Genomic DNA, 20,835 nt, shown 5'->3' on the forward strand with positions numbered 1-20,835 from the left:
TCGCAGCCGCGTGGGGTTCGCCACTCGGTCCGCCCGGCCGCGACGACGACCAACTCAGCAGCAGTGGCTGACCAGGAGGCAAGCAGTGAACAGGGATCCGTACAACGGCGACGGCCCGTCCTCTGACGGGGACGAGCACGAGACGGAACTCACCGGCGAGTTCGAAATCGTCTACACGCCTCCCGCCTGGTACGCCCCAAGCACGCAGGCCGGTTCCGCGGCCGACGAACAGCGGAACGCCGGGCAGGCCTCCGCACCACCGCCGCCGAGCGGAGCGCCCGTCGGATCACCCGGCGTGCCCTCGGCCGGACCACCCGGTATCCCCGCACAGCAGGCTCCCCCACCGAGCGCTCCCCCACCGGCACAGCAGTACCCCCATCGCGCGCCTCAGCAGCCTGCGCAGCCCACGCAGGGCACGGGTGGCACCGGCACGGACGGCTACGGATTTCCGCAGCCGTCCCAGGCCCAGCCGCCGCAGGCCCCACAGGCCCCACAGGTCCCGCAGGCGCCTCAGGCCCCGCAGCAGCCGGTTACGCCCCCTGGGCCTGCGCCTTCACCTTCAGGCGCGGCAACGCCCGGCGGGTACGGCTACCCCCAGCAGACGGGCACCGGCGTGCCTCAGCCGAGCCAGGACACCCAGGGTGGTCAGGGGCCGTCTCAGCCGCCGGCGGCGCCGCAGCCGGCGGCCGCGCCCGGCTTCCCCGTGCTGCGGCCGGTGGCCGAGGACCAGGGCAACCCGCCCCCGGCCGCGGCCCCTGCGGCGAACGTCCCCGAAGAGCCTGCCCCCGCGCAGTCGATGCCCGAGCTCAACCATGCCGCGGCCGCCGCCGAGGCGGCGAGGCTGTTCGGCGGTGCCGACGACGAGCCGGAAGCAGAGCGGAGCGACGAGGCGGAGCCGGACGGCTCCGCCGAGTCGGCGTCCGACGCTGACGGTACGGCCGACTCGGACGCTCCGGAGGGTGACGGATCGGGAGACGTCCACTCCGACGCGAGCGCCCCCTCGCAGCCCGATCCCGAGACGGCAGAAGCCGGGCCGGAGGCCGAACCGGAGCCCTCCGCTCCCGAGAGCCCGCCGGCACCGCAGGCGCAGCCTCAGCCTCAGGGACAACCCCCCGCCCAGGCCCCCATGCCCCAGGCCGGCCAGGCGATTCCCCCGCTGCCACCGGGCTACACCCCCGCGCACCCCACCCAGGGGGGAGTACCGCAGCAGGCAGGTCAACCGGCCCAGGACCCCGCGGCCGCAGCCGCCGCAGCACAGGCTGCCGCCGCCGGATACGGCTACCCCCAGCCGCCCGCCCAACCGCAGCAGCCCGCGCACCAGGCCCCGCCGCAGGGCGCGTTCGGCCCGGTCCAGCCGCCGGCCCCGCCACAGCAGCAGCCCGGGTACCCGGCGCATCCCGGCTACCCGGCGCAGGGCGGACAGCCGGCCCCGGTCGACCCCCGGCAGGCACCTCAGCCCCCGCAGCCGCAGCCCGGACACCCGCAGCCCGCCGCATACGGTTACCCCCAGCAACCACCGCAGCCCGGGCAGCCCCAGCCGGACGGATACGGCTACCCCCAGACGCCCACCCCGCCACCGCAGCCGCAGCCGCAGCCCGGCTACGGCTACCCGCAGCCCGCCCAGCCGCCGCAGCAGCCGTCGCCGTACCAACAGCCCGCGCAGCCGCAACAGCCCGCGCCGTACCAACAGCCCCCGGCCCAGCAGCAGGCGCCCCAGCAGCAGCCTCCCGCTCCGCCGGCCGCGTACGGCAACCAGGGCTGGACCGCCCCGCCCGGCCCGCAGGCCGGTCCCGGTGCCCCCCAGCAGCAGCAAGCCGCACCCGGCACCCCGCTCGGCTACAACGCAGCCGTCGAACTGTCCTCCGACCGGCTGCTGCGCAACCAGCCCAAGGCCCGCAAGAACAACCAGGGTCCGTCCCGCTTCAAGCTCGGCGCCAAGAAGGAGGAGGCCGAGCGGCAGCGGAAGCTGGGGCTGATCCGTACGCCGGTGATGTCCTGCTACCGGATCGCGGTGATCAGCCTCAAGGGCGGCGTCGGCAAGACGACGACGACCATGTCGCTCGGTGCCACGCTCGCCACGGAGCGCCAGGACAAGATCCTGGCGATCGACGCCAACCCGGACGCCGGCACCCTCGGCCGACGGGTCCGGCGCGAGACCGGCGCCACCATCCGCGACCTGGTGCAGGCGATCCCGCAGCTGCACAGCTACATGGACATCCGCCGCTTCACCTCGCAGGCGCCCTCGGGTCTCGAGATCATCGCCAACGACGTGGACCCGGCGGTCTCCACCACGTTCAACGACCAGGACTACCGCAGTGCGCTCGACGTCCTGGGCAGGCAGTACCCGATCATCCTCACGGACTCCGGTACGGGTCTGCTCTACAGCGCGATGCGCGGAGTCCTGGATCTCGCCGACCAGTTGATCATCATCTCGACCCCCTCGGTGGACGGTGCGAGCAGCGCCTCGACCACGCTCGACTGGCTGTCGGCGAACGGGTTCGCCGATCTCGTCCAGCGGTCGGTCACCGTGATCTCCGGTGTGCGCGAGACGGGCAAGATGATCAAGGTGGACGACATCGTCGCCCACTTCGAGACCCGTTGCCGCGGTGTCGTCGTGATCCCCTTCGACGAGCATCTCTCGGCAGGCGCCGAGGTGGACCTCGACATGATGCGGCCCAAGACCCGCGAGGCCTATTTCGATCTCGCCGCGCTCATCGCCGAGGACTTCTCGCGTACGCAACAGGGGTTCGGCAACCCGAACATGCAGTATCAGCAGCCCCTGCAGGGGTACGCGCCCCAGCAGCAGCCCCCGCAGCACTATGCGCCGCCCGGCGGCGCCCCCCAGCCGGGGCAGGAGTGGCAGCAGCCTCCGCAGCAGCCCGGACCGGACCAGGGCCAGCAGCAGCAACAACATCCGGCGCCGCCGCCCCAGGCTCCGCCGCAGCAGGGCGTCGTACCGCCCGGCTGGACGCAGCAGTAGGGGCAGGGGCAGAGACCGACAACGCCGGAGGGCCGGCACCGTGAAGGTGCCGGCCCTCCGGCGTCCGTGCATGTCCCCCTGAAATCAGGTGGTGGGGCCCGGAAATCAGGCGGTGGGGCCTTCCGCCGCCCCGATCAGTTCACGGCAGCGCTTCACATCCCCCGCCATGGCCTCGAGCAGCGCCTCCAGCGAGTCGAACTTCTGCTGCCCGCGCACATAGGCGAGAAAGTCCACCGCCACATGCAGCCCGTACAGATCAAGTCCGACCCGGTCGATCGCATACGCCTCGACCGTCCGCTCCGTCCCGTCGAACTGCGGGTTCGTGCCGACGGAGATCGCGGCGGGCATGGCCTCGTCCTGTGCGTGCAGCCAGCCCGCGTACACGCCGTCGGCCGGGATCGCGGTGTGGGGCAGGGTCTCGACGTTGGCCGTGGGGAAGCCGAGTTCGCGGCCGCGTTGGGCGCCGCGGACGACGACGCCCTCGACGCGGTGCGGGCGGCCGAGGATCTCGGCGGCGCCCTCGACGTCGCCCTCGGCGACCAGGCGGCGGGTGAGGGTGGAGGAGAAGGGCTGGCCGCCGCCCGCCTCGCCGGAGACGTAGAGGTCCACGACCTCGACCTCGAAGTCGTAGACCTTGCCCTGCTGGGCGAGGAAGTCCACGTTGCCCGCGGCCTTGTGGCCGAAGCGGAAGTTGGGGCCCTCGACGACCGCCTTGGCGTGCAGCTTGTCGACCAGGACCTTGACGACGAAGTCGGCGGGCGACAGCTTCGAGAACTCCGTGGTGAAGGGGAGGATCAGCACCGCGTCCACGCCCAGCTCGCCCATCAGCTCGGCGCGGCGGTGGTGCGGGGCGAGCAGCGGGGGGTGGCTGCCGGGGCGGACGACCTCACTGGGGTGCGGGTCGAAGGTGACGACGACGGAGGGAACGCCCAGCTCGCGGGCGCGGTCCACGGCATGCCGGATGATCAGCTGGTGTCCGCTGTGGACTCCGTCGTAGGACCCGATGGTGACGACGCTGCGCCCCCAGTCCTGGGGGATGTCCTCCAAGCCACGCCAGCGCTGCACTGTGTCTGCTCCTTGTCGCACACTCGTGGAACCCGTGTCCGTGTCTGTGCCTGTTCCTACGCAGGTCTAAGGGTGCCATGCCGCGTCCACCCCGCTCGCATCGGCATGGTGGGCTGTGACGGGGCGCACGTTCAGGCGGGGACGTGTACGCCCGCCAGGTTCTCGATCATGCGGCGGGTGCTGGGGCCGACCACCGCCGCCCATTCGTCGGGGGCGTCGCTGAGCCAGCCCGTGACCAGCGTCGCAAAGCCGGGTACGTGACGGCCCAGGTCGACCAGGCCGCGGTCGAAGCGGGCCGCTCCGTCCGGGGTGCGGACGAGGAGGAGGCCGATGTGGCGGACCAGGTCGCGGGTGTCGGGGCCGCTGTGTCGCGCGGTGGCCTTCAGGAGGGCGTCGAGGACCGTCGGGGTGTGTTCGTGGGCCAGGAGGAAGTCGAGGAGTTCGCGGCGCAGCGGGCGGGAGACGGGGGCGCCGCGAGCGGCCAGTACGGCGGCCAGGGCGGCCCGCACCTCGTCCGGACCGCCGTCCAGCAGGCCGGTGACCAGCGGGAACAGTACGGAACGGGCCGCCTGCCCCTGGTCCAGGCGCCGGTCGACGTACGCCGCCACATCCTCCGCGGTCTGCGGGCGCCGCTGCACCGCCTCCCGTACGAGGGCCGCGACCCGGCGCGCCAGGGTCGGGGTCGTGACATCGGCGAGGGTGCGCAGCGCCTCCCCGCCGTCCGGCCGGCGCAGCCGTTCCCGGAAGGCGTCGAGGACCGGGTCGGGGTGGGTCGTCAGGGCGGCGACCAGCGCGCTCGGCGGGAACTGCGGGTCCCCGGACGCGAAGTGCCGTAGCGCCTGCGGGAGATGGCGGGCGCGGGTGCGCGGATCCCTTACGAGGAGGGCGAGCGCGCCGCCGTGCAGGGCGGGGTGGGCCAGCAGGGCGAGGGCGGCGTAGCGCAGCAGCTCGCGGTCGGCCTCGGTGCGTACATGGGGCGCGGCCCGCAGCCCGTACGCCGCCGCCGCGACCCGCCGCTCGGGCCGCCCGTCGTGCGCCCATCGGTCGACTGCCCGGCACACGGCCGACGGCTCGTCCTCCGCCAGTACGGCGAGCAGCTCGTCGGCGCGGCGGTGCGCACAGTCGACGAGCACCTCCGTGAGGTCGTCCAGGGCCCGGCGCCGGTGCGTGTGCAGCAGCGCCTGCGCCGCCTTCGCGACGGTCGCGTGCGGGGTGGCCGGCAGCGGGCGCTCGTCGTCGAACCAGCGGGTGAGGTGAGGTTGTACGGCGGTGGGGTCGGCGGCGAGCAGATGTGCGGCGGCGTCGAGGTAGCGGGGGCCGTCGGTGTCGTCCGGGGCGGGGTCGGCGAGGAGCAGTCGGCGGAGGAGGTCGAAGCGGGTGACCTCGGGCAGGGGGAGGGCGGTCCAGAAGGCCGGGCCGAACTCTCGTGACAGTGCGGGGTGTTGGTGCCGGCGCCAGGCCACCGAACGGTCGGCGAGCAGGCGTAGTACGCCCGTGTACGGCGTCGCGTCGGGTACCCGGGGCAGGACCTCGGTGAGGAGGCGGGCGGCCCACCAGGAGTGCGGGTCGGTGTCCAGGGCGTCGACCAACTTCTGGAGGCGGGCGGCGAGTTCGGGGGCGCCCTGGCGGCGGGCGAGGAGGAGCAGGGACTGGACGACCGGGGCGATGCGGTGGTGCGGGTCCTGTGGATGCGTGAGCAGGGTGTGCAGGGCTTCGTCCAGGTCCAGGTGGATGCCCTGGAGCCAGTCGGCGAGTTCTTCGTGGGTGAAGCGATAGCCGGTGCCGGGGCCGTTGGGGACGAGGAGGCCCTCGGTGAGGACGGCTGACGCCCAGTCGGGGCCGGGGTCTGTGTGGGCGGGGCCTGAGTGGGCGTGGCCCTGGGGGAACAGTTCTTCGAACGACTCCCTGTCCAGTTCGCCCTGGCCCGCGCCGAGGGTGCGGCGGGCGGCCTCGTGGATCCGGCCGGAGACCTTTGCGGCGAGCCTTCGTACGGCGGTGCCGTGCCGGTCGTTCTCGGCGGCGAGGCGGTCGGCGATGCGGAGGCACGTCAGGTCGAGGTGGGCTGCGAAGACGTCGTGGCGGTCCAGGGGGACGGCGGGGGCCTCGGGGAGGGCGGCCTGGACCTCTGAGAGGAGGCGGAGGGTGAGGGGGTGGCGGGCGTCGGGGGTGGTGAGGGTGCCTTCGGGGATGGCGTAGCGGGCGCGGGCCTGGGCGGCCTCGTCGGCGGTGAGGTCGCCGAGGTGAACGCAGGGGGGTAGGTGGGGGTGGGCTAGGTGGGGGTGGGTTCGTGGTGACCGGCCGGGAGTTTCGCCCCCGCCGCCCCTACCCTTCCCGTCCCCAGGGGCTCCGCCCCTTCGACCCCGCCAGGGGGCTGCGCCCCCTGAACCCCCGCGGGGCTCCGCCCCCGCACCCCACCGGGGCTCCGCCCCTGGCCCCCGATCGGCCTGAAGGGCCTCGTCCTCAAACGCCGGACGGGCTGAGTCATGCGGACCGGCGTCAGGAGCTGGGGCGGCTGAGTTGAGCGAGCCTGTGTCCGGAGCCCGACCCTCTGAGTTGCTCAGGCAAGCGTCATGAGCTGGACGCTCTGAAGTGAGCGGGCCCGTGTCAGGAGCCCGACGCCCTGAAGTGAGCGGGCCCGTGTCAGAAGCCCGACTCTCCGGAATGAGCGAGCTCCTTTCGCGAGCCCCACGCCCTGGGACGTGCAACAAGTCTCCCGGAAAGCCCACCCCCGCCCCCTCCCAATACTCCTCCCGGCACGCCAGTACCAGCCTCGCCCCTGTCTCCCGCAGCCACGACGCCGTTGCCGCTGTCCACTCGGGGAGGCGGTGGGCCAGCGGCGGCGGCATTTGCTCTGGGGTGTCCAGGACGAGGAGCAGGGGGCGGTCGGCGGTGTGGGCCACGTGGGAGAGGTGTGCCGGGGTGAGGGAACTCGCGGTCATGACTCGCGCCGCACGGTCCAGCGCTCGGTGGGCCGCGTCCGCGATCGAGGTGTCCTCGGGGGCCAGGTCGGCGCCGCGCAGCCACAGGGTGGGGGCCGGTTGTGGGGCTCGGTGGCGGCGGGAGGCCAGGGATGCCAGCTCCGTCGTACGGCCGCTGCCCGGGGGCCCGACCAGGGCGAGCACGGACGCCGGCGACTGCGTGAACTCGGCGAACTCCCTTGCTGTCGCCGAGCGTTCGACCGGCTCGACCAGTCCCGACAGGGCCGCCTGTTCGACCGTCGTGGCCGTGAGTTGCAGTACTCCGGCGAGGTTGAGGTCGGAGCCGTAGGCGGGGACCGTCTCCGCGTTTCGGGCCAGTACGTCGGCGAGTGGGCCGTCGGTGGTGCGGGGCAGGGGGACGGCGAAACCGATGTCGCGGTGTCCGGACTGGAGTGCCGTGCCCAGGACGGCCACTACGGCGCCGGTCGTGACGTCGAGAACGGGTCCGCCTGCCGCGCCGCCGCCGAGCCGCAGCGCGTCGCGGCCCGCGGTGCCGATCGCCAACTCCAGTGCGCCGTCGAGGAGATGGAAGCGGTCGGTGGCCGTGTACGTCACGGTGGTCACGTCGAGGACGCGGGCCTCGCGCCAGCAACCCGCGGGCACCCGGACGTATCTGCCGGTCTCGACCTTGTCCCGGACCGTGATGGGCAGCGGGTCCACGCCGAGCCCCTCGGTGCGTACGAGGGCGAGGTTCAGTGCGGGCAGCGGGGTCACCGCGTCGGCGGTCACCAGCACGGTGCGGTCCTCGGCTCCGTACAGCACGAGCCGCGTCAGGCCGTCCACGGCTTCATGGCTGGTGACGACCGTGCCCTGGTGGTCGGCGACGAATCCGGTACCGCGCGGGCGCCCCGCCAAGTCTCTGATGCGGACGAGGACTTCGTCGCACCCACCTCCCGGGCCCCCCATGGCCGAACCTCCCCGCCCTACACCCGTGTTCGTATTCGACCGTAGGCAAAAGGTGATCAGCGGGACAGATCGCGTCGCGAACGCGCCCCCTTCCACTCCCTCGGTTCACTCCGAGCGCCTGCCCGGACGGGTGAACAGGAGGGGGTCGCTGGATACACCCTAGGGGTGGGGGAACCGAGGGGGACCGTGGAGCGGCGGGCAGAGTACGACCCCGTGCCCGCCGCTCCGCGGGCAGTCAGCTGACCTGAAGAGGCTCTTCAGGCGAAGACGGCCAGGCTCTTCGCCTTGCCCTTCTCCTCCTCGACGAGCGCCAGGAAGGCGCCGTCGGGGTCGAACACGGCCACGGCGCCCCTGCCCGCGTACTCGTCGGGCATCTCCAGCCGTACACCGTTCGTCAGCAGCCGGGCCCGTCGGGCATCGACGTCCCAGCGCGGGAACGCGGCCGTGGCCGCGTCGGCGATCGGCATCACGGTCAGCTCCTCCTGGAGCTGGTCCAGGGTGCGGGCCGAATCGAGCTTGTACGGTCCGACGCGCGTCCGGCGCAGCGCGGTGAGGTGTCCGCCGACGCCCAGGTCGGCGCCCAGGTCACGGGCGAGCGCCCGGATGTAGGTGCCGGACGAGCAGACCACCGAGACGACCAGGTCGAGCACGGGGGTGCCGTCCTCGGCGACGGCGTCCCGGACGTCGTACACCGCGAAGGAGGAGATGGTGACCGGCCTGGCCGGGATCTCGAAGTCCTCGCCGTCCCGGGCCCGCTTGTAGGACCGTACGCCGTCGATCTTGATGGCACTGACCTTGGACGGCACCTGCATGATGTCGCCGGTCAGCTTGGCGATCCCGGCGTCGACGGCGTCCCGGGTGACCTTCGAGGCGTCCACCGACCTCGTGATCTCGCCCTCGGCGTCGTCGGTGAGGGTCGTCTGCCCGAGGCGGATCGTGCCGAGGTACTCCTTCTCGGTCAGCGCGAGATGGCCGAGGAGCTTGGTGGCCTTCTCGACGCCGAGGACGAGAACGCCCGTCGCCATGGGGTCGAGCGTGCCCGCGTGCCCGACGCGTCGTGTGCGCGCGATGCCGCGCATCTTGGCGACCACGTCGTGCGAAGTGAAGCCCGACGGCTTGTCGACGATGACAAGCCCGTCGGGCGTCTGGTGTTTCTGCGTCATTCGGAGGCGTCGTCCTCGTCGTCATCCGGCTTCTTGTACGGGTCCGCGTCACCGGCGTACGCGGCGCCCGCGGACACCTCGCGCACCTTCGCGTCGGAGGCACGCGCCTTGTCGAGGAGGTCCTCGATGTTCTTGGCGGTGTCCGGGAGAGCGTCCGCGACGAAGGCGAGGGTCGGCGTGAACTTCACGCCCGCCGCCGCGCCCACCGCGGAGCGCAGGATGCCCTTGGCGCTCTCCAGCCCGGCCGCGGCTGCGGCCCGCTCCTCGTCGTCGCCGTACACGGTGTAGAAGACGGTCGCCTCCCGCAGGTCGCCCGTCACCCGGGTGTCCGTGATGGTGACGTGCGAGCCGAGCCGCGGGTCCTTGATCCCACGCTGCAGCTTCTGGGCCACCACCTCTCGGATGAGGTCCGCCAGCCTCTTGGCGCGCGCGTTGTCGGCCACTGGTCCGTCTCCCGTTCTTTCCTGTCTTGTTCTTCGGTCAGTCGTCGTCGCCGTGGAGCCGGCGTCTCACCGACAGCAGCTCCACTTCGGGGCGTCCGGCGACCAGCCGCTCGCACCGGTCCAGTACGTCGGTCAGATGCCCCGCGTCGCCGGACACCATCGCGAGGCCGATCCCGGCCCGGCGATGAAGGTCCATGTGATCCACCTCGGCCGCGCTCACGGAGTACTTCCGCTGGAGCTCTGCGACGATCGGCCGGACGACGGAGCGCTTCTCCTTCAGCGACCGTATGTCGCCGAGGAGCAGGTCGAAGGACAGCGTCCCCACATACATGTGTGTAACCGGTTCACCCGCCGGTACGGGATCGATGGCCCCGCCATCTGGTGGGCGGGGACATCAAGAACGGTACATCGAAGGGGCCGGCCGATCGACGGATATTACGCTCCGTAGACCCGGGAGCGCCCGTTCACACATGCGAGCCGGCCGACGGGACCGAAGTCCCGCCGGCCGGCATCGAACCGTAGGCGTTACACCCGCGGCTTCTCCCGCATCTCGTACGTCGCGATGACGTCGTCGACCTTGATGTCGTTGAAGTTGCCGAGGTTGATACCGCCCTCGAACCCTTCGCGGATCTCGGTGACGTCGTCCTTGAAGCGACGCAGACCCTCGATGTTGAGGCTCTCCGCGATGACCTTGCCGTCGCGGACGAGTCGTGCCTTGGTGTTGCGCTTGACCTCGCCGGAGCGGATGAGAACACCCGCGATGTTGCCCAGCTTGGACGACTTGAAGACCTCGCGGATCTCCGCCGTACCGAGCTCGACCTCTTCGTACTCCGGCTTGAGCATGCCCTTGAGGGCCGCCTCGATCTCCTCGATCGCCTGGTAGATGACCGAGTAGTAGCGGACGTCCACGCCCTCGCGCTCGGCCATCTGCGCCGCGCGGCCTGCCGCACGGACGTTGAAGCCGATCACGATGGCGTCCGAGCCCATCGCCAGGTCGATGTCCGACTCCGTGACCGCACCGACGCCGCGGTGCAAGACGCGGATGTCGACCTCTTCGCCGACGTCCAGCTGGAGCAGGGAGGACTCGAGGGCCTCGACGGAACCAGAAGCGTCACCCTTGATGATGAGGTTGAGCTGCTGGACCTCGCCGGCCTTGAGCACCTTGTCCAGGTCCTCGAGCGAGACGCGGCGCGTGCGCTTGGCGAAGGCCGCGTTGCGCTCACGGGCGGCACGCTTCTCGGCGATCTGACGGGCCGTACGGTCCTCGTCCACCACCAGGAAGTTGTCGCCCGCACCCGGGACGTTGGTCAGGCCCAGGACCTGGACCGGCGTCGACGGGCCGGCCTCGGCGACGTTGCTGCCGTTGTCGTCGAGCATGGCGCGGACTCGGCCGTAGGCGTCGCCCACGACCATCGTGTCGCCGACCCGCAGGGTGCCTCGCTGGACGAGGACCGTGGAGACGGCACCGCGGCCCTTGTCGAGACGGGACTCGATCGCGATGCCCTGCGCGTCCTGGTTCGGGTTGGCCCGCAGGTCGAGCGAGGCGTCGGCGGTGAGGACGACGGCCTCCAGCAGGGAGTCGATGTGCAGACCCTGCTTGGCGGAGATGTCGACGAACATCGTCTCGCCGCCGTACTCCTCGGCCACCAGCCCGTACTCGGTGAGCTGACCGCGCACCTTGGTCGGGTCGGCGCCCTCGACGTCGATCTTGTTGACCGCGACGACGATCGGGACGTCGGCCGCCTTGGCGTGGTTGAGCGCCTCGACCGTCTGCGGCATGACGCCGTCGTTGGCCGCGACGACCAGGATCGCGATGTCGGTCGACCGGGCACCACGGGCACGCATGGCGGTGAACGCCTCGTGACCCGGGGTGTCGATGAAGGTGATCTTGCGCTCTTCGTCGTTGACCTCGGTGGCGACCTGGTAGGCACCGATGTGCTGGGTGATGCCGCCGGCCTCGCCCGCGATGACGTTCGTCTTGCGGATGGCGTCGAGGAGGCGGGTCTTGCCGTGGTCGACGTGACCCATGACGGTGACGACCGGAGGACGGACCACGAGGTCTTCCTCGCCGCCCTCGTCCTCGCCGAACTCGATGTCGAAGGACTCGAGCAGCTCGCGGTCCTCTTCCTCGGGGCTGACGATCTGAACCGTGTAGTTCATCTCGCCGGCGAGGAGCTCCAGCGTCTCGTCGGAGACGGACTGCGTGGCCGTGACCATCTCGCCGAGGTTCATCATGACCGCGACGAGCGACGCCGGGTTGGCGTTGATCTTCTCCGCGAAGTCGGTGAGGGAGGCACCGCGCGACAGGCGAATGGCTTCGCCGTTGCCGCGAGGCAGCATCACACCGCCGACCGACGGGGCCTGCATGGCCTCGTACTCCTGGCGCCTCTGCCGCTTCGACTTGCGACCGCGACGCGCGGGACCGCCGGGACGACCGAAGGCGCCCTGCGTGCCACCACGGCCACCGGGACCGCCGGGACGACCGCCGAATCCGGGACGACCGCCACCGCCACCGGCGGGGGCACCCGGACGACCGGCGAAACCGCCGCCACCGCCACCGGGACCGCCGGGACGACCGGCGAAGCCGCCGCCACCGCCGCCGCCACCGGGACGACCGGCGAAGCCGCCGCCGCCTCCGGGACGACCGCCGCCGCCACCGCCACCGGGACGACCGCCGCCGCCGGGACCGCGGCCGCCGGGGCCACCGCCACCGGGACGCGGGCTGGCAGCAGGACGCTGCGGCATCATGCCGGGGTTGGGACGCGGGCCGCCGGGGCCACCGCCGCCGGGACGGGGACCGCCGCCCTGCGGACGGGGCATGCCGCCCGGGGTCGGACGCGAGCCGCCCGGAGCCTGCGGACGGGGACCGCCCGCCGCGCCCTGGGGACGCGGACCGCCACGGTCTGCGCCCTGCGGACGCGGAGCGCCGCCGGGGGCACCACCGGGGCCGCCGGGACGCGGGGCACCGCCCGGACGGGGCGCCTGCGGGCGCGCCATGCCGGTGGAGCCACCAGAGGTGAACGGGTTGTTGCCCGGACGGGGACCGGCCGGACGGGCACCGGGACGCGGAGCGCCGCCACCCTGACGCGGAGCGCCACCGGGACGGTCGCCGCGGTCACCACGGTCGCCACGACCCTGGCCGGGACCGCTCGGACGGGTGCCCGGACGCGGAGCCTGGCCGGCCGGACGCGGGGCGCCCGGACGGGGAGCGGAACCGGTTCCGGTACCGGAACCGGAACCGGATGCGGCGGCCGGGGCGGCGGGAGCCGCCGGAGGTGCCGTGAACTCGGGCGCGGTCGGAGCCGGGGACGCCGGGGCGGGCCGCGGCGCGGGCTTCGGGCCCGGGGTGGGACGGGGGCCGGGAGCGGTCGGCGCGGCGGGTGCCGCGGCGGGCTTCTCGGCGGCCGGCTTGGGAGCCGGCGGGCGCGGGGCGGCCGGACGGGCGGCCTGCGCGGGAGAGGGGGCTGCCGGACGTGCCGGGGCAGCCTTGCGTGCGGAAGCGGGCTTGCCGCCTCCGTTGCCCTGCTGGAGGGCGTCCGTCAACTTACGGACGACGGGCGCTTCGATGGTCGAAGACGCCGAACGGACGAATTCACCGAGTTCTTGGAGCTTGGCCATGACGACCTTGCTCTCAACCCCGAACTCCTTGGCGAGTTCGTATACCCGGACCTTAGCCACTTCGCTCCTTTTAGGTCCGGGTGCGTCCGGACCGTCGCTACTTCATGGGCGTACTCATCGCGTGCTCATCGAGTGCTCATCGCAATCTCGACCTACTTCCAACTCGCGGGGTACCAGGGCCGCACGGAGGTTCCGTACGACGCGTCTTACGGTGTTGCCTGCTCGACATAGAGGCGCAACGCCTTTGTGTCGAGCGCTCCCGGGGCGCGCAGCGCCCGCGTGAACGCCCGGCGGCGTACCGCCAGGTCGAGACAGACCAGGGCGGGATGCACATACGCACCCCGGCCGGGCAGCGTACCGCGATGATCGGGGACGCATTCACCCTCGACCGCCACGATGCGCAGCAGATCCTTCTTGGCCGCTCGCTGCCTGCACCCCACACAGGTGCGCTCAGGGCATGCGCGGGCAGGCGTCCGGCCAGACACGCTTAAGTCTACCTCCCCGTGGCGACCTCACCCCTTTGGGGCAAGAATCGAACAGTTCCGCGCATACAACTGTCGTGATCCGAACCATGCGCGGCTTGGATCTATTCCCCGCCCTGCTCGGACGGCTGCTCGGTGTCCGGGCGGATGTCGATCCGCCAGCCGGTGAGCCGGGCCGCGAGCCGGGCGTTCTGCCCTTCCTTGCCGATCGCCAGTGACAGCTGGTAGTCGGGCACGGTCACGCGCGCGGAGCGGGCGGCGAGGTCGACGACCTCCACCTTGGAGACCCTGGCCGGGGACAGCGCGTTCGCCACCATCTCGGCCGGGTCGTCCGACCAGTCGACGATGTCGATCTTCTCGCCGTTCAGCTCGCCCATCACGGCGCGCACCCGGCCGCCCATGGGGCCGATACAGGCACCCTTGGCGTTCAGGCCGCTGCGGGTGGACCGGACGGCGATCTTCGTACGGTGGCCGGCCTCGCGGGCGATGGCGGCGATCTCCACCGACCCGTCGGCGATCTCGGGCACCTCCATGGCGAAGAGCTTCTTCACCAGATTGGGATGTGTGCGGGAGAGGGTGACGGAGGGGCCGCGGACTCCCTTGGCCACGCGGACGACGTACGAGCGCAGCCGCAGGCCGTGCGGGTAGGTCTCGCCGGGGACCTGCTCCTGCACCGGCAGGATGGCCTCCAGCTTGCCGATGTCGACGAGGACGTTCTTCGGGTCCCGGCCCTGCTGGACGACCCCGGTGACGATGTCGCCCTCGCGGCCGGCGTACTCGCCGAGTGTGGCGTCGTCCTCGGCGTCGCGCAGCCGCTGGAGGATGACCTGCTTGGCGGTGGTGGCGGCGATACGGCCGAATCCGGACGGGGTGTCGTCGAACTCGCGGGGCTCCTGGCCCTCCTCGATGTCCTCCGGGTCCTCCTTCGCCCACACCGTCACATGCCCGGTCTCCCGGTTGAGCTCCACGCGCGCGTGGCGGCGGCTTCCCTCGGTGCGGTGGTAGGCGATGAGGAGGGCCGACTCGATCGCCTCGACCAGCAGGTCGAAGGAGATCTCCTTCTCCCGCACCAAGCCCCGCAGGGCACTCATGTCGATGTCCACGGCTACGCCTCCTCCTCTTCCTTCATGTCCTTCTCGTCCTGCTGGTCCTGCTTGTCCTTGCGGTTGAACTCCACCTGCACCCGGGACTTGGCGATGTCGGCGAAGGCGAGCCGGCGGGTGGTGGCCTTGCGGCCCTTCACGCCGGGTACTTCGAGGTCCATTCCTTCGTCGTCCACGACCAGGATTCTGGCCACCAGTTCCCCGCCTTCGGCGAGTTGGAACTTCACCAGCCGGTCGACGGCGCGTACGTAGTGACGGTGTTCGCTGAGCTCACGCTCGGCACCGGGGGTTCCGACCTCCAGGGTGTACTCCCCCTGGCCCATCGCGTCCGTCTCGTCGAGCTTCGCCGAGAGCGCGCGGCTCACATCGGCGATCGCGTCCAGATCGGCACCTTCGTCGGAGTCGACGACCACGCGCAGCACCCGCTTGCGTCCGACCGAGTCCACTGCGATCTCTTCGAGATCCAGGCCCTGGGAGGCGACGAGCGGTTCGAGCAGTTCTCGCAGCCTCTCGCTCTGGGTGGTGCTCATCCGGGTGACTCCTCGGCCGCGTGTGCTGTTGTGGTTAGGTCGCGTGTCTGGTCAAAGGGTATCCGGTCACGGGGGGTGTTGCCGTCCACCTGAACTCGGCCGGGTGCCGGTGAGTGGTATCGGACGTATGCGCGGGTACCGTGATCACGGGCGTGCTGCCCTCCCCCTTCGTACGAGCCCCGAGGACGTCTGCCGTGTCGTTCCCCCTGCCGCCGCGCACCCCCTCGGGGCCGCGCAGAAGGAGCCTGTTCGCCGCCGTCGCAGGCACCGCCCTGCTCGTGGGCTGCTCCGCCGAGTCCGACGCCGACGGCACCGCCGGCAGCCCGTCGGCCGCCGACCGGGCACGCGCGCGTGCGGCCCGCGACAGCGAGGGGATGGTGGCGCGGTACGACGCCGTCATCGCCGCGCGTCCGGCGCTGGCGGAGCGGCTGCGGCCGCTGCGCACGGAGGCGGCGCGGCATGCGGAGGCGTTCGGCGCGACGCCGACGAAGACGGCCCCGCCGTCCACGTCCTCTCCGGCCACTTCCTCGCCGTCCGCTTCAGAGTCCCCGGCCGGCACCGCACTTGCCGACGACAAGACCGTCCTCGCCGAACTGGCCGCCGCCGAACGGGCGCTCGCGGACCGGCGGACCGAGACGCTGCTGGACATGCCGGGCGAGCTGGCACGGGTGCTGGCGTCCGTGGCGGCGGCCGGGGCCGCGCACGCATATCTGCTGACGGAAGGTGACAAGTGAGCGAGGCCAAGGACGGGGACCTGAAGGCGCTCCAGGCGGCACTGGCGGCCGAGCATGCCGCCGTGTACGGCTACGGCGTCGTCGGCGGACGGATCGGCGAAGCACGTCGTACGGAGGCCAGGGCGGCGTACGACGCCCACCGGGCCCGGCGGGACGCGCTGGCGCGGGCGGTACGGGACCTGGGCGGGACGCCGGTGTCCGCGGCCGCGGGCTACGCGCTGCCCTTCGCGGTGCCGGACTACCCGGCCGCCGTCCGGCTCGCCGCCGAGCTGGAGGACCGGGTGGCCGGGGTCTACTCCGACCTGGTGCGGGCCACCGAGGGCGAGCGGCGGCGGACGGCCGCCGAGGCGCTGCGGGAAGCGGCGGTGCGGGCGGTGCGCTGGCGCGGCGAGAGCGTAGCCTTCCCTGGGCTCGCCGAGCGGACCGCCGCCGCGTCGGCTTCGCCGACGGCCTGACGCCTCGTACCGGAAGGGAAATGCTCGCGTATGGCTTTCGAACCGCCGCGGCGTCTGGTCAGGGCGCTCGGTGAGACGGCACCGGACGGTGACGACTGGCTGGAGAAGCTGCCTCAGGCGGCGCAACAGGCCGTCGCTCTACGCGAGTTGACCTTGGAGCGGGTGCAGGTGCCCGGCGGGCGCAGCAGCCTGGTCGTGCTGGTGCGGCGCCCTGACGGGAATCCCGCCGTGCTGAAGCTGGCCCCGTCCCGGGCCCGTCCGGAGAGCGAACGGGCGGCGCTGGCCCAGTGGGACGGGCGGGGTGCCGTGAAGCTGCTCGAACCCCTCTCCACCGAGGGCGTGTTGCTGCTGGAGCGGCTGCATCCCGATGTGTCCGTGCGGTCTCTGCCCGAGGCGAAGGCGCTGCTGGAAGCGGCGGGGACCTTGCGGCGGCTGTGGGTGGAGCCGCCGGGCGGGCATTCCTTCGAGACCGTGGCCGAGCGGACCGGGCGGCAGGCCGAGGCGATGCGGCGTGGCTCCGCCGGTGATGCGGGGGTGACGGTGCTGGTGGATGCGGCGCTTTCTGCTCGGGAGGAGTTGTTGGCTGCGCCGCCGGAGTCGCGGTTGCTGCATGGGACGTTTCGGCAGAGCAAGGTGCTGGCCGGGGAGCGGATGCCGTGGTTGGCCGTGGGGCCGGATCCGGTGGTCGGTGAGTGTGCGTTCGATCTGGCGCGGCTGGTGCGGGATCGGGTGGAGGATTTGATCGCCTCGCCGTCGGGGGCGGCGACTTGCCGCCGGCGGGTGAAGCGGCTTGCGGAGTCGTTGGATGTGGATCAGGAGCGGTTGCGGGGGTGGACGTTGTTCCGGGCGGTGGAGTCGGGGGTGCGGGCGCTGAGGGTGGGGCGGCCCAGGGATGCGGAACTGTTGCTTGAATTTGCCGGGTGGCTTTGAGGGTTGTGTTTTGGGTGCGAGCCGGTGGGGGCTGGTCGCGCAGTTCCCCGCGCCCCTGAAGGGGCGCGTCACCTGGACCTGAGTTTCAGAGCGAGGGCCGGACAGTCGGCTGTGGCTCTGCGGGCCCGCTTTACCGTGTGGGCCGGGACCGTGGCGCCGTCTACGAGCGGGTAGCCCCACTCGTCGAGTGTGATGTGATCGGGAAGCAGTTCGGCGCAGAGGCCGTGGCCCTCGCAGGATGTCCAGTCGATGTCGATGCGCTGCTCCATGTCAGTGCTCCTCAGCGGGTACGGGCAGCAGTGGCGTGCCGTCAGTTGCGGTGCAGAAACCCCTTGCGTGGGCGTCCAGTTCGGCCGTGAACGTGGTCAGCGCGCTGCGGACCAGGCGGATCGTGCCGTCGGGGTGGTGGCAGGCGCCGCGGCCGTCGACCAGGCCGGACCAGTGGGTGATGTCGGCGCGGGTGGTGCCCTGGGGGCCGGGGGTGGCCAGGGTGGTGAAGGCGGCGGCGATGCGTGGGAGGCCGTTGAGGCAGGGGCCGCACTGGCCGGCCGATTGCCGGGCCAGGTAGCGCAGGACACGGGCGGTTTCGGTGAGGCCGCAGTGGGCGGCGGGGAGTGCGGCGAGGACGCCCGCACCCAAGGTGGCGGCGTCCAGGCGGAGTTGAGCGGCCTCGGTGGCCGGGATCCAGGTGCCGTGGTAGCCGCCGAGGAGGACGGCCCGTATCCCGTTCAGGGGCAGCAGGCGACCCAGCGGCAGGCCGAACGGGGCCTCGATGACACGGACTTCACGTCCGGGGACGTGCACGGTGCACAGGGCGCTGCCGGGTTGGGCCGGGGTGCCGGCGGAGCGGAACCAGTCGGCGCCGTAGCGGGCGATGAGCGCGAGGTGGGCCAGGGTCTCGACGTTCTGCACGAGGGTCGGGGCGCGGCGCACGCCGCGTTCGTGGACCGGCCGGCGCTGGTACGAGGGGAGGGCGGCGCCCCCGCCGACGTACTGGGCGAGGGCCGAGGACTGGCCGGAGAGGAAGCCCGCGGGGAGCCTGACGATCCGGACGCTCAGCGGGTCGTGCCGCTGGGCGAGCGCCGATTCCAGGTAGGACGCGCCGTCGTCGACCGCCAGGTGGGCCTCCCCCGCGCCCACCGCGGCGGCGGCCACCTGGAGTCCGTCCAGGACGAGGTGGGGTGACAGGCGCAGCAGCGTCTTATCCTTGCGGCTCGCGGGCTCGCCCTCGGCGCCGTTGGCGATCACGACGGGGCCGCGGCCCTTGCTCCGGCCGGCCTCGGCCACCGAGACCAGCTTGCGGTACGTCGGGAAGGCGGCTCCGCCGCGGCCGGTGAGGCCGGACTCGGCGACAATCCGCAGGAGGCCGGCCGGATCGCCGTACGGCAGGGAGCCGTAACGCTGCTCGTGGGTGCGGAAGTCGGCCGGGGTGCCGCCCGGGGCGAGCAGTCTCGGGGGCATGCAGAGGTCGATGGCGGTCATGGTCACGGTCGGGCTCCTTCGGCCGTGCGGAGAAGGGCGGCGGGGGCGCGGCGGGCGGCGCGGGCGGAGTGCGCCACGCGGAACCCGAAGGCGAGGACCACCGCGGTCACGCAGGAGACGGTGAGCCAGGTCATCCAGTCGGTGCCGGTGTCCGTGCCGATGCCGATGCCATGGATCAGGGCGAACGGCCAGGAGGCGTAGGCCAGCCAGTGGACCGCCCGCCAGGTGCGGTGGCCGAGCCTGGCCCTGAGGAGGCTGGTGACCAGCACGGCGAGCAGCAGATCGAAGGCGACCGTGCCGAGGCCGAGCCAGAGGGGCTGGTAGTCGGCGACGAAGGGGATGACGGCGTCGAGGGCGGTGATGTCGACATAGCCGTCGATGATCGCGGCTGTGATGTGGAGGGCCAGGAAAGCGGTGGCGGAGAGGGAGAGGGTGCGGTGGAGGGTGATCGTGCCGAAGCGGGGCAGGCCCGGGAGACGGGTTCTGAGTCTGACGGCCATGCCGAGGAGGACCACGGCGGTGAAGAGGACGAGACAGACGGCGCCGGTGGCCCGGTTGGCGTACCAGAGCGTTTCGGAGGTCATGCGGCCGTCTCCGGGTGTGCGGGGATCGGCCAGCCCGGTGTCGTCACCACCAGGCCCTCCCGGCTCACCAGTCGCGCCGGCAGGCCCTGCCTCGTCAGCCACCGCTCCGCGCCCGCGCCCTTCACCAGCGCTGCCGTGCTCGCCGCGTTGGCGTCTGTGCAGGTCGCCGCGGCGACCGTGACCGTGCGCCAAGGGGTGCGCACGGGCAGGCCGGTGCGGGGGTCGATGATGTGGTGGAGGGCGTGTCCGCCGCGGCGCCAGCTACGGGCCGTCGTGCCGGACGTGGCCAGGCCTCCGCTGTGCAGGCCGACGGTGGTGTACGAGCCCTGCGCGGGCGTCTCCTCGACCCGGCCCGTGACGTCCTGGACGCGGATCTGCCAGCCGCCCGACGGAGGTTCGCCCGCGACGGCCGTGTCACCGCCCAGGCTCACCAGCACGCCGCAGTCCGCGGCCCGGGCCAGAGTCCTGGCGGCCCGGTCCGCGGCCCAGGCCTTGGCCGTGGCGCCCAGGTCCAGGCGGACGCCGGGCGGGACGGTGACCGTGCCGGTCACGCGGTCCAGATTCACCCGGCGCCGGCCGGGAGCCCGCTTGACGGTCAGGCGGACCGGGCGGTCGTCCTCCCGGACGAGGGTGAAGTCACGGTCGTAGCCGATCGCTTCCAGTGCCGAACCGACCGTCGGGTCGACGGCGCCGTCCGTCGCCTCGGCCGCGTGCAGCGCCACGGAGAGAGCCTCCGCGAGCAGGGGGCTGACCCGGACGGGGCGGCCTGCCGCGTCGTCGAGGGCGGAGAGTTCGGAGTCCGTGCGGAAGCGGCTGCACGCCCTGTCCACCTCGGCCAGGTGGCGGGCCAGCAGCACGTTGCAGGAGTCCAGCAGCGCCGGGTCGGTGACGACCAGCCGGACGCTGCTGCCGAGGGCACGCCAGTCCGCGGCGGCGGTCGTACGCGGGGATGCGCTCATCACGACGCCCCCGAGGTGGAGTCGGTGGAGCCGCCGCTGCCGGAGGTCAGGCCGGAGGACGACGAACTGTCCGACGTGGAGGAGTCGGTGGAGCTGTCCGACGTCGAGGAGTCCGTAGCGCTGGACGATGTGTCCGAGTCACCGCTCGTGGCACTGCTGGAGCTGCTCGACCCCGTGCTGTCGCTCGCCGTCGTGTCGGCGGTGTCCGCCTGCATCGTGCCGATGAGTGCGAACACTCCGGCTGCCGCCGCCAGTGTCACCGCGGCGGTCGCCGCCGCCACGCGCCGCGTGCCCCTGCGGACCGCGGCGGTGGCTCGTCTCTCCCTGACCGTCATGACCGTTCCCCTCCGTAGTGACGCTGTGTCACGTCCTACGGTCGGGGAACGGCCTGAGAGAAGCCTGTGAGGCTCCTATAGGCCCTCG

At 72.4% G+C, this 20,835-nt stretch carries 18 protein-coding genes; 5 read left to right on the forward strand and 13 right to left on the reverse strand.

All coding sequences use genetic code 11. The features are described from left to right. Positions 1–85 precede the first annotated feature (85 nt). Positions 86–2,980, forward strand: coding sequence for an SCO5717 family growth-regulating ATPase (locus ACIHFB_RS42125; RefSeq protein ID WP_400129635.1), 2,895 nt, complete (start codon positions 86–88; stop codon positions 2,978–2,980). Between the two features lie 105 nt (positions 2,981–3,085). Here ACIHFB_RS42125 and ACIHFB_RS42130 read toward each other — a convergent pair whose 3' ends face one another. The 9 genes from ACIHFB_RS42130 to rimP form a co-directional block, all read right to left on the reverse strand. Beyond that, complete coding sequence (locus ACIHFB_RS42130; RefSeq protein WP_365285549.1) at positions 3,086–4,045, reverse strand: bifunctional riboflavin kinase/FAD synthetase; 960 nt, start codon at positions 4,043–4,045, stop codon at positions 3,086–3,088. A gap of 131 nt (positions 4,046–4,176) precedes the next feature. Next, positions 4,177–7,929 (reverse strand): trypsin-like peptidase domain-containing protein, encoded by a 3,753-nt coding sequence (locus ACIHFB_RS42135; RefSeq protein WP_400129636.1) that lies wholly within the window; start codon positions 7,927–7,929, stop codon positions 4,177–4,179. A gap of 257 nt (positions 7,930–8,186) precedes the next feature. Further along, the gene (gene truB, locus ACIHFB_RS42140) at positions 8,187–9,092 is read right to left on the reverse strand and encodes a tRNA pseudouridine(55) synthase TruB (RefSeq protein WP_400129637.1); all 906 of its coding nucleotides are present in this window, start codon (positions 9,090–9,092) and stop codon (positions 8,187–8,189) included. Next, on the reverse strand, positions 9,089–9,535 hold the full coding sequence (gene rbfA, locus ACIHFB_RS42145; protein WP_365285555.1) for a 30S ribosome-binding factor RbfA: 447 nt from the start codon (positions 9,533–9,535) through the stop codon (positions 9,089–9,091). The genes truB and rbfA overlap by 4 nt, the downstream gene beginning before the upstream one ends. 37 nt (positions 9,536–9,572) lie before the next feature. Then, positions 9,573–9,866 carry a DUF503 domain-containing protein gene (locus ACIHFB_RS42150; RefSeq protein WP_365285557.1) on the reverse strand — a complete coding sequence of 98 codons (294 nt, stop codon included), beginning with the start codon at positions 9,864–9,866 and terminating at the stop codon, positions 9,573–9,575. A 194-nt stretch (positions 9,867–10,060) separates the two neighbouring features. Then, positions 10,061–13,213 (reverse strand): translation initiation factor IF-2, encoded by a 3,153-nt coding sequence (infB, locus tag ACIHFB_RS42155; protein WP_365285559.1) that lies wholly within the window; start codon positions 13,211–13,213, stop codon positions 10,061–10,063. A gap of 146 nt (positions 13,214–13,359) precedes the next feature. Further along, positions 13,360–13,638, reverse strand: coding sequence for a YlxR family protein (locus ACIHFB_RS42160; protein WP_365285561.1), 279 nt, complete (start codon positions 13,636–13,638; stop codon positions 13,360–13,362). A 101-nt stretch (positions 13,639–13,739) separates the two neighbouring features. Beyond that, entirely contained in the window at positions 13,740–14,738 is a 999-nt protein-coding gene (gene nusA, locus ACIHFB_RS42165) for a transcription termination factor NusA (protein WP_365285563.1), read from the reverse strand. A gap of 2 nt (positions 14,739–14,740) precedes the next feature. Then, positions 14,741–15,268, reverse strand: a complete 528-nt coding sequence (gene rimP / locus ACIHFB_RS42170) for a ribosome maturation factor RimP (RefSeq protein WP_400129638.1) — start codon at positions 15,266–15,268, stop codon at positions 14,741–14,743. Positions 15,269–15,462: 194 nt separating this feature from the next. On the opposite strand from rimP, the gene ACIHFB_RS42175 reads away from it, so the two are divergent. The 3 genes from ACIHFB_RS42175 to ACIHFB_RS42185 are packed head-to-tail and all read left to right on the forward strand — an operon-like array spanning position 15,463 to position 17,387. Then, complete coding sequence (locus ACIHFB_RS42175) at positions 15,463–16,002, forward strand: hypothetical protein (protein WP_365285567.1); 540 nt, start codon at positions 15,463–15,465, stop codon at positions 16,000–16,002. Continuing rightward, positions 15,999–16,457 (forward strand): ferritin-like domain-containing protein, encoded by a 459-nt coding sequence (locus ACIHFB_RS42180; RefSeq protein ID WP_400129639.1) that lies wholly within the window; start codon positions 15,999–16,001, stop codon positions 16,455–16,457. Before ACIHFB_RS42175 ends, ACIHFB_RS42180 begins: the two co-directional genes overlap by 4 nt. Before the next feature lie 30 nt (positions 16,458–16,487). Next, positions 16,488–17,387, forward strand: a complete 900-nt coding sequence (locus ACIHFB_RS42185) for an aminoglycoside phosphotransferase family protein (RefSeq protein ID WP_400129640.1) — start codon at positions 16,488–16,490, stop codon at positions 17,385–17,387. A 68-nt stretch (positions 17,388–17,455) separates the two neighbouring features. Here ACIHFB_RS42185 and ACIHFB_RS42190 read toward each other — a convergent pair whose 3' ends face one another. From ACIHFB_RS42190 to ACIHFB_RS42205, 4 genes are read right to left on the reverse strand one after another with little or no spacing between them, the layout of a single operon-like run. Next, on the reverse strand, positions 17,456–17,656 hold the full coding sequence (locus tag ACIHFB_RS42190; RefSeq protein WP_365285573.1) for a ferredoxin: 201 nt from the start codon (positions 17,654–17,656) through the stop codon (positions 17,456–17,458). A gap of 1 nt (position 17,657) precedes the next feature. After that, positions 17,658–18,869, reverse strand: coding sequence for an NADH-ubiquinone oxidoreductase-F iron-sulfur binding region domain-containing protein (locus ACIHFB_RS42195; RefSeq protein ID WP_400129680.1), 1,212 nt, complete (start codon positions 18,867–18,869; stop codon positions 17,658–17,660). 2 nt (positions 18,870–18,871) lie between these two features. Further along, a complete protein-coding gene (locus tag ACIHFB_RS42200) occupies positions 18,872–19,453 on the reverse strand; it encodes a ferric reductase-like transmembrane domain-containing protein (RefSeq protein WP_400129641.1) in 582 nt (193 codons plus the stop codon). Then, positions 19,450–20,412, reverse strand: a complete 963-nt coding sequence (locus ACIHFB_RS42205) for an FAD:protein FMN transferase (protein WP_400129642.1) — start codon at positions 20,410–20,412, stop codon at positions 19,450–19,452. Before ACIHFB_RS42205 ends, ACIHFB_RS42200 begins: the two co-directional genes overlap by 4 nt. 24 nt (positions 20,413–20,436) lie before the next feature. On the opposite strand from ACIHFB_RS42205, the gene ACIHFB_RS42210 reads away from it, so the two are divergent. Next, positions 20,437–20,817: a hypothetical protein gene (locus tag ACIHFB_RS42210; RefSeq protein WP_365285579.1), complete on the forward strand. Its 381-nt coding sequence runs from the start codon at positions 20,437–20,439 to the stop codon at positions 20,815–20,817. The last annotated feature ends 18 nt before the right edge of the window (positions 20,818–20,835 follow it).

Origin of the sequence: Streptomyces sp. NPDC051963 (assembly GCF_044593495.1) — a bacterium.
Classification (GTDB): Bacteria; Actinomycetota; Actinomycetes; order Streptomycetales; family Streptomycetaceae; genus Streptomyces.